Annotated in this window: 17 protein-coding genes; 4 read left to right on the plus strand and 13 right to left on the minus strand. The window is 59.9% G+C overall.

Features of this window, described 5'->3' with window-relative positions; genetic code table 11:
- Positions 1–3 precede the first annotated feature (3 nt).
- Entirely contained in the window at positions 4–237 is a 234-nt protein-coding gene (locus N2601_RS07565) for a BolA family protein (RefSeq protein WP_004108912.1), read from the plus strand.
- Here N2601_RS07565 and N2601_RS07570 read toward each other — a convergent pair.
- Positions 223–1,428, minus strand: a complete 1,206-nt coding sequence (locus N2601_RS07570) for a hypothetical protein (protein ID WP_104823229.1) — start codon at positions 1,426–1,428, stop codon at positions 223–225. The two genes, N2601_RS07565 and N2601_RS07570, sit on opposite strands and share 15 nt — an antisense overlap.
- A gap of 142 nt (positions 1,429–1,570) precedes the next feature.
- A complete protein-coding gene (locus N2601_RS07575; RefSeq protein ID WP_104823230.1) occupies positions 1,571–1,870 on the minus strand; it encodes a hypothetical protein in 300 nt (99 codons plus the stop codon).
- Between the two features lie 375 nt (positions 1,871–2,245).
- Between N2601_RS07575 and grxD the strand changes: the two genes are divergently transcribed.
- The 3 genes from grxD (at position 2,246) to N2601_RS07590 (ending at position 5,248) form a co-directional block, all read left to right on the plus strand.
- Entirely contained in the window at positions 2,246–2,581 is a 336-nt protein-coding gene (gene grxD / locus N2601_RS07580) for a Grx4 family monothiol glutaredoxin (protein WP_104825108.1), read from the plus strand.
- Between the two features lie 140 nt (positions 2,582–2,721).
- Positions 2,722–3,954, plus strand: a complete 1,233-nt coding sequence (locus N2601_RS07585; protein ID WP_104823231.1) for a multidrug effflux MFS transporter — start codon at positions 2,722–2,724, stop codon at positions 3,952–3,954.
- Positions 3,955–3,967: 13 nt separating this feature from the next.
- The gene (locus N2601_RS07590; RefSeq protein ID WP_104823232.1) at positions 3,968–5,248 is read left to right on the plus strand and encodes a multidrug effflux MFS transporter; all 1,281 of its coding nucleotides are present in this window, start codon (positions 3,968–3,970) and stop codon (positions 5,246–5,248) included.
- A gap of 23 nt (positions 5,249–5,271) precedes the next feature.
- On the opposite strand, the gene N2601_RS07595 is transcribed toward N2601_RS07590, so the two are convergent.
- From N2601_RS07595 to N2601_RS07645, 11 genes are all read right to left on the minus strand, one after another.
- A complete protein-coding gene (locus tag N2601_RS07595) occupies positions 5,272–6,192 on the minus strand; it encodes an adenylate/guanylate cyclase domain-containing protein (protein ID WP_104823233.1) in 921 nt (306 codons plus the stop codon).
- Between the two features lie 142 nt (positions 6,193–6,334).
- Complete coding sequence (locus N2601_RS07600) at positions 6,335–7,159, minus strand: inositol monophosphatase family protein (RefSeq protein ID WP_104823234.1); 825 nt, start codon at positions 7,157–7,159, stop codon at positions 6,335–6,337.
- A gap of 18 nt (positions 7,160–7,177) precedes the next feature.
- Positions 7,178–8,005, minus strand: a complete 828-nt coding sequence (locus N2601_RS07605) for an inositol monophosphatase family protein (RefSeq protein WP_104823235.1) — start codon at positions 8,003–8,005, stop codon at positions 7,178–7,180.
- Positions 8,006–8,094: 89 nt separating this feature from the next.
- A complete protein-coding gene (ttcA, locus tag N2601_RS07610) occupies positions 8,095–8,967 on the minus strand; it encodes a tRNA 2-thiocytidine(32) synthetase TtcA (RefSeq protein ID WP_104823236.1) in 873 nt (290 codons plus the stop codon).
- Between the two features lie 60 nt (positions 8,968–9,027).
- Entirely contained in the window at positions 9,028–9,957 is a 930-nt protein-coding gene (locus N2601_RS07615) for a glutaminase (RefSeq protein WP_104823237.1), read from the minus strand.
- 71 nt (positions 9,958–10,028) lie between these two features.
- The gene (rpsD, locus tag N2601_RS07620; RefSeq protein WP_104823238.1) at positions 10,029–10,646 is read right to left on the minus strand and encodes a 30S ribosomal protein S4; all 618 of its coding nucleotides are present in this window, start codon (positions 10,644–10,646) and stop codon (positions 10,029–10,031) included.
- Positions 10,647–10,878: 232 nt separating this feature from the next.
- Positions 10,879–12,396, minus strand: a complete 1,518-nt coding sequence (locus tag N2601_RS07625) for an ATP-binding protein (protein ID WP_104823239.1) — start codon at positions 12,394–12,396, stop codon at positions 10,879–10,881.
- 128 nt (positions 12,397–12,524) lie between these two features.
- Positions 12,525–13,670, minus strand: coding sequence for an alpha-hydroxy acid oxidase (locus N2601_RS07630; RefSeq protein WP_104825109.1), 1,146 nt, complete (start codon positions 13,668–13,670; stop codon positions 12,525–12,527).
- 88 nt (positions 13,671–13,758) lie between these two features.
- Positions 13,759–14,223: a GNAT family N-acetyltransferase gene (locus N2601_RS07635; RefSeq protein WP_104825110.1), complete on the minus strand. Its 465-nt coding sequence runs from the start codon at positions 14,221–14,223 to the stop codon at positions 13,759–13,761.
- Positions 14,224–14,225: 2 nt separating this feature from the next.
- A complete protein-coding gene (murI, locus tag N2601_RS07640) occupies positions 14,226–15,026 on the minus strand; it encodes a glutamate racemase (protein ID WP_104823240.1) in 801 nt (266 codons plus the stop codon).
- The gene (locus N2601_RS07645) at positions 15,007–15,849 is read right to left on the minus strand and encodes an RNA methyltransferase (protein WP_104823241.1); all 843 of its coding nucleotides are present in this window, start codon (positions 15,847–15,849) and stop codon (positions 15,007–15,009) included. Before N2601_RS07645 ends, murI begins: the two co-directional genes overlap by 20 nt.
- Positions 15,850–15,939: the final 90 nt, after the last annotated feature.

The following is a 15,939-nucleotide window of genomic DNA, read 5'->3' on the forward strand; positions in this document are numbered from 1 at the left end:
CTGATGCCAATGAATCCCGGCGATATTGAAGACATGATCAAGGCCGGCATTCCCGGCGCCAAGGTGACGATTCGCGACCTGGCCGGGGATGGCGACCACTATGCGGCCGAAGTCGTGGCCGAAGCCTTCCGTGGCAAAAGCCGCGTACAGCAACACCAGATGGTCTATGACGCGTTGAAAGGGAATATGGGCGGCGTGCTGCACGCCCTGGCGTTACAGACCTCAGCGCCCGATTGAGGAAAGCCGGGCGTTTTCGCCATCATTGCCGGCGCCGAAAGTCAGATCCGGCATGTTGGCGTGGGTGAATGTTGCAAAGCTGGAAGCCGGCAGTGGGCTGGCCGTCAAAAGCGTGAAATCAAAGGAAGCTCGGACATCTGGTCCGAGCACATATTGCCTGTGCACCCGCAGGAAATCGCGCTTGATCTTGGCGTAGTGCTGCGACGTCAGCATCTTCTTGAAGCGGACGAATATGATCGTGGGCTGCAGACCGTCCGCATGTCCGCAGACGGCGGCAACCTTCGTCTTGTAGAAATGAATCGCATCGGTCAGGCAATGGACGTCGAGCCAGAATATCTCCTGGCAGCGGGCCAATAGGCCAACGCGCGAGCGCAGCACGGCGGCGGGCCGCATCAATGCGCATTGCAGGATGGCGCTGCCGAGCGTCGTGAACACGACGCGCTTACCCTGGAATAGTTCCGGCTCCCGTTCGAGCAGCAGCCCGATCACATGCGCGGCGACGCTCGAGCCCATGCTGTGGGACGAGATGACATATTCGTCGGCCGGCTCGTCAAGCGCCTGGCGGGCACTGATGGCGCAGGCTTCGATCCACTGTTCGGCACCGATACCGTTCAATCCCGCCATGGCGACGGCCATTTCCCAGTCGGCAAAGAGATGCAGCGTATGCAGCCGCTCGGCCTGCGGCAGGAAGACATAGATGAAGAAGGCCACCGCCAAGGGGATGCTGCCGATATGGCTCCAAGAGGGAAGCCCGAACGCAAAAGGCGAGAGAGCGATGGACAGGCTGATAAGCAGCCCGACCAGCATCAACAGGAACGGAAAGATGAAGAACAGGCCAAACCGCCAGGCATGCCGAAAGTAGCCTATTAGGCCGCCTGATAGCGCGACCTTGGCAGCGGCGAGATAACCCTGCCTCAACCGCACGGAAAAAGGCCTGCCGTTCAGCTTGGCGACCAGATCATTATGATCGAGGATGTGGATGCGGCTCTGGGTTTCCCAGCCCGCTCCCTCGGCATTGACGTCGAAATACGGCGCCCTACCGAAATTTCGAAGCGTATCGACGGCAACCGAAAAATCCCACGCGGCGGCACTTTGTTTGGCGGAGCGCTGGTAACGCGCCCTGTGCGCAGCGGCATCCAATGGTTCGAAGCCGGGGAAGTGAAGGACCACCCTCTTTTTTATGCTATTCATTATGTTCTTAATTCCCGGCGGGTTGGCGGCGTCACGAAGACGTAGGATACTGCTGACACCATGACCTGTCGGCTTTTTCATGGCAGCTCATCGTCAAAGCCGTGCGAGAAACTCCCACGATATGGTTAAGGAATCTCTGACATCAGCAATCGCTGCGGGCATACGGCGAAAGTTCGGCACAGGAATCGCTCGACGGAGCGATCATGATCTTCTGAACGGTCGCAGATTGTACTTCCGGCGCTGGCGTGGTGGATGCGCGATAGCCGAAAGCGATGCTGAGAACCAAAACGATGATGCTGACCGTGATGGTGCTGTTCAATATCGATGCTCTAGGAGTGCGAACATGCTCGTAATATTCCCGTTCGCCCTCACTCGTCTCACTGGCGCCATAAAACTCGCGCTCTTCGCCGACCTGGCCGTCGGAATAGTGATGATGGCTCATGGTGCCCACTCCCTCGAAAATGCAATGTAAAAAAAGGGACTGGTACCCGCACACCGCCTTCGGCGGCATGCCTCGAAACTTCCCGCCACCGGCAAAAATAGGCCGGCAACACGATACTAAGCGTCCCTTGTTTATTCCCTATGTGTGTTGTTCAGCTTCCACGTTGAAGGAGTGATTTCAAAACGCACTGTTCAAGAAAAGTTGCTAATTCCAATGTCGCGCCATGATTCGGAACCATTGTTGCGCGAAAGCCCATTCATGCGATGAAAAACATATCGAGTGCATGATTGCGGCTGGAAATCGAAGCTTCACCTTGCTATTTAAGGAAAAGATTTGAAGCTGCGGACCTTGAACCCGCATGTGAAAGGACGAGACATGAGCGGCATCAACGAATTTATCGACAATGAAGTGAAGAACAACGACGTCGTTCTCTTCATGAAGGGTACTCCGCAGTTCCCGCAATGTGGTTTCTCGGGCCAGGTCGTCCAGATCCTCGACTATATCGGCGTCGACTATAAGGGCATCAATGTTCTGGCCGATTCGGAAATTCGCCAGGGCATCAAGGACTATTCCAATTGGCCCACCATTCCCCAGCTCTACGTAAAGGGCGAGTTTATCGGCGGTTGTGACATCGTGCGCGAAATGTTCCAGGCGGGCGAGTTGCAGCAGCACTTCCAGGAACATGGTATCGCCGTCCGCGGCGCCGCCTGACCGGTCACCGGGCTCTATCGTCCGGTTTCCATAGTCCAATTCAGTTGATAAGGCGCTGCCACCGGGCGGCGCCTTGATATGTTTATGGGAAAAAAACCGTGACGACTACATCCCAGGCTACGGCCCATGGGCAATTACCCATGGGCAAACGCGAGTTCATTGTGCTCGCGGCCTTCCTGATGGCGGTCAATTCGCTGGCCATCGACATCATGATCCCCGCCCTTCAACAGATCGGCTCCAGTCTCGGCGTGGAAAACGAAAACCACCGGCAATATGTCGTGACCGCTTATCTGATCGGTTTCGGCTCGGCGCAGCTTTTTTACGGCCCGCTGTCTGACCGATTCGGCCGCCGCGTGCCGCTGCTGATCGGCCTTGCCGTCTATATCGTTTCCGCCTTCGGCATTGCGCTGATCCCGTCCTTTGCCGGCCTGCTTGCCCTGCGCTTCATCCAGGGCCTGGGCTCCGCGGCAACCCGCGTCATCACCATCTCGATCGTCCGCGACGTTTTCGGCGGCCGTCAGATGGCCGAGGTCATGTCGTTGATCATGATGGTCTTCATGATCGTTCCCGTCATCGCACCGGGAAGCGGGCAGATCATCATGCTCATGAGCACCTGGCACATGATCTTCGTCTTCATCGGCACGATGGCGACGCTTGTCGGCATCTGGATGTACTTCCGGCTGCCGGAAACGCTCAAGCGGGAGAATGTCCGCCCCCTCACCGTAAAATCCGTCGTTTCCGGCTTCGGTATGGTTCTGACGAACCGTGTCGCTCTTTGCTACACGATTGCCAACACCTTCCTGTTCGGAGCGCTGTTCGGTTTCATCAATTCGGCACAGCAGGTCTATAACGACATATACGGGCTCGGCGCCTACACACCCCTTGCCTTTGGCGGCGTGGCGCTGTTCATGGCACTGTCATCCTTCATAAATTCGCAGCTCGTCGGACGCTTCGGCATGCGACGGCTGTCGCATGCGGCCCTGCTCGGCTTCGCCACCATCACGTTCCTGTGGCTGATGGTGCAGCTCAACGGACCGGCACCGATGCCCTTCCCGCTGTTCATGATCCTCTTCGCACTGGCAATGTTCCAGTTCGGATGGATCGGCTCGAACTTCAATTCGCTCGCCATGGAACCATTGGGCCATGTCGCCGGCACGGCGTCTTCGGTGCTCGGCTTCATGAGCACGGTCGGCGGCGCCTCGATCGGCGCGGCGATCGGTCAGCTCTATAACGGAACGGCGACCCCGATGATCGTCGGCTATTTCACGGTCTCGCTGATCGGCATCGGCTTCGTGCTCGTCGCCGAAAAGGGCCGCCTCTTCCGCCCGCAGAATGCACCGCCGCCTTCCGATTCATCTCTCGCCCTGCATTGATAGGCACATTGACATGAACCCGATCCAAACCAAGCCTGCGGAGCAATCCGGCTCCGCCCGCATCGGCCTCGGCATCGTCGAATTCATCATCACCATCGCATTGATGACGGCGAGCATCTCGATGGGCATAGACAGCATGCTGCCGGCCCTGCCGAATATCGGCCAATCGCTGGCAGTCGCCAATCCCAATGACACGCAATTGGTCATCGGCGTCTATTTCCTCGGCTTCGGTATCTGCCAGCTATTTTTCGGCAGCCTGTCCGACGCCTACGGCCGGCGGAATATTCTCCTTGGCGGCCTCATCTTCTACACGGTAACGCTGTTCGCGGCGGCTTGGAGCGGCAGTCTCACAACGCTGCTTGTGTTGCGCTTCATCCAGGGCGTCGGTGCCGCCGCTGTTCGTATCACCACCTTGGCGATCGTGCGCGATTGCTTCGGCGGCCGCGAAATGGCGCGGGTCATGTCCTATGTGACCATCGTTTTCATGATCATGCCGATGGTAGCGCCCTCCGTCGGTCAGTTGATCGTCGCCCATTCGAACTGGCAGTGGATCTTCATCGCCTTGGGTATCGCAAGTGCCGTTCTCTTTCTCCTCGCGTTTTTTCGCATGCGGGAAACATTGCCTGACCATGAGCGTCTGCCGCTCTCGGTCACTTCGGTCATATCCGGCTTTAAGACTGTGCTGACCGACCGCATCACCTGCGGCTACATGATTGGCCTGACGCTCTTTACCGGCGTCATCTGCGCCTATGTCGTGTCGGTTCAGCAGGTATTCGGCGAGGTCTACGGGCTCGGCGAGTGGTTCCCGATCGCGTTTGCCGCGACGGCGGCGGGTACTGCGGTCGCACAATTCGCTAACGGCTATTTCGTTCGCAGCTTCGGCACGCGGCGCATTTCGCATGCGGCGATGATCATCTTCACGCTCCTCGGCGCCTTCGGCTATGTCGTCGGCATGACCGGTCAGCCGAGCTTTCAGTTCACCTATGCGCTGATCTCGGTGATGCTGATGATGTTTGCGGTCATCACCACCAATTTCATGGCCATAAGCCTGGAGCCGATGGGGCATCTGGCGGGCACAGCCGCCGCCATTACCAGCTCCGTTTCCACCACCGGCGGCGTCGTGCTCGGCGGCATCGTCGGCCAGATGTTCGATGGAACCGTTCAGCCGCTGATTGCCGGTTTCACCGTTTTCGGTGCCTTGACGATTGTTGCAACGCTATGGGCAGAAAAGGGCAGGCTCTTTACCCATCCAGGCGACAGCCCGCAGCTCGAACCTGGCATGGGTCACGTCTGAGTGACCGTCTCTCAACGCGGCGATCAAATGTCGCCGCGTTGGCGCTTGACCCAGTGGATACCGGCAAGAACTGCCAGGCCCAAGAGCGGCCATATCACCCAGGGCGTGCCGTGCCATGACAGAAGGTTGATCCCCACGAGGCCGGCGCCGACCACTGCGAAAATGGCAAGGCGGCGATCGAATTGTGTGTTCGTTCGCGCCCAGCGAAGCCCCGCCGCCATAGCTATACCAAGCACGGGCCACGCCGCCCAAAACTCACCATGCCATGTCAGAATGTTGAGCACGACCAAACCTGCAGCGATTACCGCAAGCACGCCGTAGCTCCGCTCGCCTCGTAACCTGGTTCCAACAATGGTCGTGGCCGCACTCGGCACTTGTTCGCGCACGCTGCGAGGGTTTGTCGATGCCGTGGCGGTTTGCGGTTCACCGATCCGCACCGCATAACTCGGCACGCCGCCATCGACATTCTTGACCTCGAGTTGGCCAAGAAAATCGAACCCAACAGCCACCTTGTTGCGGACCTGGTCGTAGACCGTATTCGAAATGACGATGCCGCCGGCCACCGCACATGCCTGAAGGCGGGCAGCGATGTTGACGCCGTCGCCGTAGATATCGTTGCCCTCGGCGATGACGTCCCCGAGATTGAGGCCTATGCGGAAAAGCATCTGCGTATCGGGGTCGCTGTTGGCATTATAGCCGGCAAGTTCGTTTTGGACGTCGATTGCCGCGCGCAAGGCCTCGACAACGCTGGGGAATTCGGCAAACACCCCGTCACCCCAGGTATTGATCACCCGGCCGCCATGCGCTTCGATCAGTCGCGCCATGGCGTCGCGATATCGCTTCAGCGTTGCGAGTGTGCCTTCCTCGTCGTTCCGCATCAAGCGCGTATAGTCTTGAACGTCGGCGGAAAAGATGGTCGTCAGCTTGCGGCTCGTTTCGGTCATCTCGCTTGTCCCAGCCGGAAATCCCGCCGAAGGGCGGTTGCATAACGTGGGTGAAGATAATGTTCCGCTCGCGACTTTCCAAGGGGAATCACAGGTAGAAGCCGCGCCGCGGCATCCGCCTGACGCTGCGACAACCGCTATCTCAAATGGTGAAAACCTCTTGCCTCAAGAGTTCCCATGATGCTCTGTCCGGTGTCACCAATACGCCGCCCTCGACATGATGCGGCAGATAGGGCGAGCCGTCGAGGCGCCTGGCGTAAGCGCCCGCCTCCTCCGAGATCAGTACGCCAGCCAGATGATCCCAAGGCATCAGCTTGTTGTACATGAGATAATGAACGTGCCCGCCGGCAAAGGTGCGGTATTCATGGGCAGCGCAGCGGTAGTTGGTGAGAAAGCGCACTTTGGCGAGATTGCCCATGATCTCGGCTCGTTTGACCTTCGGGAGGTAGCCGGTGGAGGCCATGCCGACCATCTCTTCCAACGCAACCGGCGTTGCCACCGAGAGGCGCTGCGCCTCGCCGTCCGGCCGCCGGAGCCAGGCTCCGCCGCCCTTTTCCGCCAGCACCCAATCGTCTCCCATCGGATCGAAGATGATGCCGGCGACCGTCTCCCCCTTGGAGATCACCGAAGCCATGACGCCGAATGCCGGAACGCCAGCGGCGAAATTGAATGTGCCGTCGACGGGATCGACGATGATGGCCAACTCCGCCCCATATATCTTGTCGAGCAGCGCTGGATCGGCCGCAACCGATTCCTCGCCGATGAAAAGCGCGTCGGGCCAAAGCTGTTTGACCTCCGCCTTGATCATCCGCTCGGCCTGTTCATCTGCTTCGGTCACGAGATCAGTCGCCTCGCTCTTGGCGCGAACATCTTCGCTGCCGAGCCGGCGGAAGCGCGGCAGGATTTCCGTCTGCGCCGCACGGCGCAAAAGGTCGGCAAGGGTCGTAACGTCAACGGACGATGTCATAATGCGGGTCCTTTCCTGTCAGCCACCAATGATCTCGCGGCGTATGATCCGCCAGCTTTCCTCATCCGGCGCCGAGATAATGCCGCCAGTCGTTTCACCGGGACGATAGGGCGTACCGTCGAATTTTGCCGTAAAGCCACCGGCCTCCTGATGTACCAGCACTCCGGCAAGATGATCCCAGGGCATCAGCTTCGGGTGACCATTGAAGTGAATCTTGCCCGAGGCGACCAGCCAATATTCGTAAGCCGAGCAGTTCAGTGAACGGGGCATACGCACCTTCGCCATATTGGCGCTGACGCGCGAGCGGTCCGGCTCGTCCATATAGCTCCAGGATATCGAGCCCACCATCTCACTCAACGGTACTGCCGGCGCAACCGTGAGCCTGCTCACCTGCCCTCCCCGTCGCCGCTCGTAAGTGCCGGCGCCGCGCATGGCGGTCACCGTGTCGCCCAGCACGGGATCATGGATGATCCCGGCAATGGTCTCGCCCTTGGCAACAACGGCGAGGATCGTTCCGAAGGCTGGCAATCCGGATGCGAAATTGAGGGTGCCGTCCACGGGATCGATGACAAAGGCCAAATCCGCATCCGCCAGCGCCGGGACAACGGACCTGTCGGCCTCATAGGCCTCCTCGCCCACCACGAGCGCGCCGGGAAAGCGCGCTTTCAGCGCAGCCGTGATATGCCTCTCCGCCAACAGATCGGCCTCCGTCACTGGATCGACGGCCGAGGTCTTTTCAGAAATGTCGCCGACGCCAAGATTACGGAAGCGCGGCAGGATCTCACGCGCCGCAGCCTCGGCTACAGTCGCCATAAGAAATTCGAAGTCTGTATCGGAGAAGGTCATCGGTGGCCTTTGTCTGAAGAGAAGCCTCCTCTTATGCCCGATTCGATGAAGCCAATATGGCAAAACCGATTAAATCCGACGACCGCAGCTCAGGTGCTTTTCGTCATCAACGCGGCAAAATCGAAAAGCTTGGGGTCGAGCAGGTGCGACGGGTTCACATGCGCCAGTGCCCGCAGCATCGTATCCTTGCGACCTGGCATGCGGCGTTCGATATCGGCCAGCATGTCCTTCATCGCATTGCGTTGGAGACCGTCCTGCGAGCCGCAGAGATCGCAAGGGATGATCGGGAACTGCATGGCGGCGGCAAATTTGGCGAGATCGTCTTCGGCAGCATAAGCGAGCGGACGCAGCACCATCAGGTCGCCCTCGTCGTTCAAGAGCTTCGCCGGCATCGAGGCCAGCCGACCGCCGTGGAAGAAATTCATGAAGAAGGTTTCGAGGATGTCCTCACGATGATGACCGAGCACCAGGGCATCACAGCCCTCTTCACGGGCGATGCGATAGAGATTGCCGCGGCGCAGGCGTGAACAGAGTGAGCAATAGGTGGCGCCCTCCGGCACCTTTTCCTTCACGATCGAATAGGTATCGCGATATTCGATCCGGTGTTGAACACCGATTTTTGTCAGATACTCCGGCAGGACATGCTTCGGAAAATTCGGCTGGCCCTGGTCGAGATTGCAGGCGATCAGCTCCACCGGCAGCAGGCCGCGCCATTTCAGATCGAGCAGGATCGACAGCAACCCATAGGAATCCTTGCCGCCGGATAGGCCGACCAACCAGCGCCGCTGGCCCTTCAGCATCTGGAAATCTTCGAGCGCCTGACGCACCTGGCGCAGCAGGCGCTTGCGCAGCTTGTTAAAGGAGACCGACCGCGGCGCATTGGCAAACAGTGGATGGACGGCAACATCGCCATCCTCAGCTTCGATATCGAGCTCGTCTGCCACTGTCGTTGCGATATTCATCTTGTCATACCTCGGCCATCGCCACGCTGATACCAGAAAGCGCGGCGGGAAGACACCATATCAATCACCGAAGACCGACCATCCGGTATGGGCGGCGAGCATTTCCAGCGCCACCGCGCCAAGCTGCGAATTGCCGACCTTGTTCAGCCCCGGCGACCAGACGGCAATCGAGCCGATACCCGGCGCCACCGCGAGAATGCCGCCGCCGACGCCGCTCTTACCGGGCAAGCCGACATGATAGGCGAAATCACCGGAACCGTCATAATGGCCGCATGTCAGCATCAGCGCATTGATGCGCCGCGCCCGCTTCGGCGAAACGACGGAGTGGCCGGTGATCGGATTGCTGCCGCGGGCCGCGAGATAAAGCCCCGCCTTGGCCAGTTGCTCGCAAGTCATCGACAGGGCGCATTGATGGAAATAGACGCCAAGTACGTGCTCGACGGGATGATCGAGATTGCCGTAGGCGCGCATGAAATTGGCGAGCGCGACGTTGCGGAAACCGGTCTGCGTCTCCGAGCGCGCCACCTTGTCGTCAATGGTGATGGACTCGTCATCGGCAACGTAGCGCACGAAGCGCAACAGCTCGCCGATCGCCTCTCGCGGCGCATGGCCGGAGAGCACGATATCGCTGACGGCGATCGCCCCGGCATTGATGAAGGGATTGCGCGGTATTCCCTCCTCACGCTCGAGCTGGACGATGGAATTGAAGGCAGTACCGGACGGTTCGCGCCCGACCCGCTTCCATAGGCCTTCACCCACCTTGCCCAACGCCAAGGTCAACATGAAGACCTTGGAGATGCTCTGAATGGAAAAGGGAATATCGGCATTGCCGACGCTGCGGACATTACCGTCCACCGTCGCAATCGCCATGCCGAACTGGTTCGGATCGACTTTGGCGAGCTCAGGAATATAGTCGGCGACCTTGCCTTCGCCGAGGCGCGGCAAAAGCTCCGCATGGATGCTGTCGAGAATTGCCTGCAAATCGCTCATCGGACGCTCCAAAGACAAAAAAGCCGCTCGAAAAGAGCGGCTTTTGCATTCGCAAGAAAGATATCCGCCTATTAACGCGAATAGAATTCGACGACCAGATGCGGTTCCATGACGACCGGGTACGGTACGTCGCCGAGAGCCGGAACGCGAGCGAAGGTCGCAACCATCTTGTTGTGGTCGGCTTCGACGTAGTCCGGAACGTCGCGCTCAGCGAGAGCCACCGATTCCAGAACGGTGACGAGCTGCTTGGACTTTTCGCGAACTTCGATAACGTCGCCAGCCTTGCAGCGGTAGGAACCGATGTTGACGCGAACGCCGTTTACGGTGACGTGGCCATGGTTGACGAACTGACGGGCAGCGAAGACAGTCGGAACGAACTTGGCGCGGTAGACGATCGCGTCGAGGCGCGATTCGAGAAGGCCGATCAGGTTTTCCGAGGTGTCGCCCTTGCGGCGGTTGGCTTCGTCGAAGATGGCGCGGAACTGCTTTTCACGCAGGTCGCCGTAATAGCCCTTCAGCTTCTGCTTTGCGCGGAGCTGCACGCCGAAGTCGGAGAGCTTGCCCTTGCGACGCTGGCCGTGCTGGCCCGGGCCGTATTCGCGGCGGTTAACCGGGGACTTCGGACGGCCCCAGATGTTCTCGCCCATACGGCGGTCAATTTTGTACTTGGACGATTCGCGCTTGCTCATCGCATTTCCTTTCAAAGTGTTGAGCGGCCCGTTGCCAAGCCGCGAAGGAAACACGCCCTCCTCTGAACTCCGTTTTCGAGCTCTGACAGGTCTCTCACGTTAGCGAACGGACGAGACCACGGGACATGTCAAATGAAACACCGGACATTTCTGCCCGGCGTTGGCGCGGTCTGTAAGGGGTCGTCATGAAAATGTCAACAGCGCCAGACGCGCTTGTGCAAGATTACAGCAGCTATTCCGCCGCCGCCTGTTCGCTGCTATCCAGATCAGGCGCATTGGCGTCGCCTGGCGCAGTCTGGGAACCCATATCCGGGAAAGCGACGATGCGCTTGCCGGAAAAGTCCGTATGGACGACGACGCTGCCTTGTTCTTCGAAATAGCTGAGCAGGCGCCGGGCGCGGCGGGCCGAGTGGGTGCCGTAGGCGCGGGCGATGCGGGCGTCGGATGGACATGGCTCACCACAGATGGCCGCCTTGGCAAGCATCAGGAAAACACCCTGCAGATCGTCGGTAACGCTGGAGGAGAGTGACAGCGCGGTTGCCCAGGCATCCGTCGCCATCGTCGCCTCATCGGCGCCGGAGCGCACGATCGCGACGCGTCGGCGAAACTCCGGCAGCGATATCGGCACACCCGGTACGCGACGCATGCGCAGCCGCACGAGGAACTCCTGATAGAGCACCGAATCCGTGCGGAAGGCCGAGGCTGAGTCATCGAGAATTTCCGAGAGCACGGCACTCACCCGCGCCTCGCGGTCCTCAGGCGATAATTCCGGCTGGCTGACCTTCGGTTCAGCCGGCGCGGCGCCGGCCGCAGGCGCGGAGCGGGAGAGCTCCGCCAGGATATCCGTCGTCGGACGTGGCGCAGGCGCAGCGCGACGAACGACCGGCCGTGAGAATTCCTCCGGATCCGGCGTGAAGATCAAATCCTCCACGTCCTGCGGCGCATCCGGCAGCGGCATCAGCTTGGGGCTGGAGGAGCGCGCCGACGTTTCAACCGCGCCGATGGTGATCGGCAGCGGCCGGCGCGACAGAGCCGGACCGAGCGCGACGAAATTGCCGCGCTTCAGGTCACGGAACATTTCCGCCTGCCTGCGGTCCATGCCGAGAAGGTCGGCGGCGCGGGCCATGTCAATATCAAGGAAGGTACGCCCCATCAGGAAGTTGGACGCCTCGGCCGCAACGTTCTTGGCAAGCTTCGCCAGGCGTTGTGTGGCGATGACGCCGGCAAGCCCGCGCTTACGGCCACGGCACATCAGGTTGGTCATGGCGCCGAGCGACATCTTGCGCGCGTCTTCGGAGACGTCGCCGCCGACGGAAGGGGCAAACATCTGCGCCTCGTCGACGACGACGAGCACCGGATACCAATATTCGCGATCGGCATCGAACATACCGTTGAGGAAAGCGGCCGCGGCGCGCATCTGCTGCTCAATATCGAGCCCTTCGAGCGTCAGCACGCAGGAAACACGATGTTGGCGGATACGGTTGGCGATTCCGGCAAGTTCGGCCTCGGTGCGCTCGCCGTCCACCACCACATGGCCGAACTTGTCGGCCAGCGTGACGAAATCACCTTCGGGATCGATGATGACCTGCTGTACCCACTGCGCCGACTGCTCCAGCAGACGCCGCAACAGATGCGATTTCCCGGAGCCGGAATTGCCCTGCACAAGGAGACGGGTCGCCAGCAGCTCCTCGATATCGAGTTGGGCGCTGGTCCCGCCGGACGCCGTTCCCATGTCGATGCCGACCTGCAATGCACTACCCCTTTGACAAGACTCAAATGTGAAGACGCCCATCTTTCAGAAACAGGGCGTCCCCGTCTATCAAAGATTTCCAAGCTTCGCGTCCGTGGATTGAAAAAACCCACAGGCAATTGCGGGGCTTATCTGAACCGCAGATTGGCCCGCGACAGCTCGCTGACGGAGGTGCATCCCATCAGCTTCATGTCGCGCTCGATCTCGGTGCGCAAATGCCGCAATGCGCGCTCCACACCTGCCTGACCGGCAGCGGCCAGCGGATAGAGGTAGAAGCGGCCGATACCGACAGCCTTGGCGCCGAGCGAGAGGGCCTTCAGCACATGTGTGCCGCGTTGGATGCCGCCATCCATCATCACATCGATGCGGTCACCGACGGCATCAGCGATTTCCGCCAGTTGATCGAATGCCGAGCGCGAGCCGTCCAATTGCCGGCCGCCATGGTTCGAAAGCACGATGCCGGTACATCCGATGTCGACAGCACGCTTGGCATCCTCGACCGACATGATGCCCTTCAGGCAGAACTGTCCGTTCCAGTACTTCACCATCTCGGCGACATCGTTCCAGTTCATCGACGGATCGAGCATTTCGGTGAAATACTTTCCGATCGACATAGCGCCGCCGCTCATGTCCACATGTTCATCAAGCTGCGGCAGACGGAATTTCTCGTGCGTGAGATAGTTGAGCGCCCAGGCCGGCTTAATGGCGAACTGGGTGACACCGGCCAGATTAAGCTTGAACGGAATGGAGAACCCGGTGCGAAGATCGCGCTCGCGATTGCCGCCGGTAATGCTGTCGACCGTCAGCATCATCACATTGACGCCGGCTTCCTTCGCCCGCTCCATCATAGCCCGGTTCAGCCCGCGATCCCTGTGGAAATAGAACTGGTAGACCTGCGGGCCTGGATACTTCTTGCGGATTTCCTCAAGGCTGACGGTCCCGAGCGAGGAGACGCCGAACATGGTGCCGAGCGAGGATGCTGCAGCGGCCACTGCATTTTCGCCCTGGTGATGGAACAGCCGCTGCAACGCCGTCGGCGAGCAATAGAAGGGAGTTGCGAGCTTTTGTCCCATGACGGTGACAGACATGTCGATCTCGCTGACGCCGCGCAGGACGTTCGGAACGAGATCGCAGCTTTCGAAGCTTGACGTGTTACGCCGCAGCGTCACCTCATCGTCGGCGGCACCGTCGATATAGTTGAAGATCGGACCGGGAAGGCGCTTTTTCGCAAGGAGGCGAAAATCATGGAAGTTGTGGCATTCACGCAGACGCATGGCTTGCCTCGACAACGACACCGCAATCATTCTCAAAAGACATCAAACATCGACCTCCCAATATCCCGCCGCTCAGTCCGATCGTGAACTACAGCCGATGCAAGCGTGCTTCCCACTTGTAAAGCACATCCGGCTCTTTCTCCTCATTGCCTGCTCCGTCAGACTCGTCAACCACGAAGAAGCCGTGCTTCTCATAAAAGCGGCGCGCGGGCTCATTTCTCTTGAATGTCCAGAGTGAGAGCACCGGATAGGTCGATTTGGCAACATCAAGTAGGCGGCTGCCGATACCATGCCGCTGCGCCTCGGGCAGAACATAGAGCTGATCGATCCAATCCTCGAGAAAGGCGATGACGCCGACGAGGCGACCGCCCTCCTCCGCGCCCCAGATCTGGCAATCTTTGAAAACCACCGCGCTCCAGAAGCCGACATCCTCTTCCGGGGTATGAAGCCCGGCAAGCATCGGCAGCCGCTCATTGAAGGACGCGCGATGGACGGCCGCAGCCGCCGGCATGTCCGCGAGATCGAGTTTACGAAATGAAACTTTGTCAGTCATCATCAAGCCTTGAGCCCGAAACCCTGCATTAGCCGCCGAGTCGAAAAATCCGGCGTACCGGAAGTGAAGACGGCGAAATCGAAATTGTCCGGATGTACGGCATCGGCCACCAGCGGCACCAGGCTGCGGGCGCGGCGTGCGATCGCTTCCGCAGGATCGAGCCAATCGACCGGCCAGGGAGCCAACCGGCGAAAGACATTGGCCATGAAAGGATAATGCGTGCAGGCGAGCACGACGATATCGGTCCTGCGTCCTTCCTTCTCCACGAAGCACTGAGCGATTTCGGAGAGGATGGCATCGTCCGAGACGGTATCGCCGCGAATATAGGTTTCGGCCATGCGCGCCAGATTCTCGGAACCGACTAGGCGGACATGGCATTGGGTCGCAAAGGACTGGATGAGATCGCGCGTATAGGCGCGTTTGACGGTGCCTGGCGTCGCCAGCACCGAAACCAGCCCAGAGCGCGTGCGCTCGGCAGCCGGCTTGATTGCCGGCACGGTGCCGACGAACGTCATCTGCGGAAAGGCGGCGCGCAGATCGGCGCCGGCGAGCGTGAAGGCCGTGTTGCAGGCGATGATGCAGACTTCGGGATCATGCTCGGTCAGCAGCTTCGCGAAAAGGCCGACAATGCGCTCCCGCAAAGCCTGTTCTTCCCAGCCGCCATAGGGAAAGCCGGCACTGTCGGCGACATAGATAAAGCCGCGCTCCGGCATCAGCACGCGCGCCTCGCGCAGCACGGTCAGGCCGCCGATGCCCGAGTCGAACACCAGAATGGGTTTCAGCTCATTCGCCGTTGCTGTCATCGTTTGTGGTTTCCTTGGGCGCGGCAGGGGATCGGGGATGCGAGCCGCTGCCGCGCGGAGATTTGCGCGAGAAGCGGTCGAGGGATGAGATCACCCCGCGCAGGACGCTGATTTCCTGTTCCGTAAACGCCCGGCGCGAGAGGACCGCGCGCAGATTGTCGACCATTTTCGGCTTTTTCCCGGCAGGATGGAAATAGTTGCGTGCGTCCAGCGCTTCTTCGAGCTGATCGAACAGGCCGAAGAGCTGCTCCTTGGTGGAAGGCCTCTGTTCCATCGCCTGGAAGGGTACGGAGGCTAGATCCTCCATGCCGGATTTCATCCATTCGTAGGACATCAGCAGCACCGCCTGTGCGATGTTCAGCGAGGCGAAGGCGGGGTTGACGGGAAAGGTCACGATCTCGTCGGCGAGTGCCACTTCTTCGTTGGTCAAACCCCAGCGCTCGCGGCCGAAGAGAATGCCGGTACCCTCGCCGGCTGTGAATTTTGCCCGCAGCGTTTCGGCGGCGGCGACGGGAGAACGCACGGGCTTATAGCCATCGCGTTCACGCGCGGTCGTTGCGTAGACGAAATTGAGATCCGCGATCGCCTGCTCCAGCGTGTCGTAGACTTTGGTTGCCTCGATGATGTGATCGGCCTTGGAGGCAGTCGCCTGCGCCCTCTCATTCGGCCAGCCGTCGCGCGGATTGACCAGGCGCAATTCTGCCAGGCCGAAATTTGCCATGGCGCGGGCCACCATGCCGATATTCTCGCCCATCTGCGGCTCGACCAGAATGATGGCCGGCCCTTCGGCCAGAAGTTGACGCTCGCTGTTGGTACCTGCCATGAACTCAAATCCCCATGCGGTAAGCATACCGCGCTAATGAGGGCCGGAATAGCGGCGCGGGCCTCAATCGGCAAGGGCGAAGTCGGTTGT

The sequence above is a fragment of the Rhizobium sp. CB3060 genome (assembly GCF_025200735.1).
GTDB lineage: Bacteria > Pseudomonadota > Alphaproteobacteria > Rhizobiales > Rhizobiaceae > Rhizobium.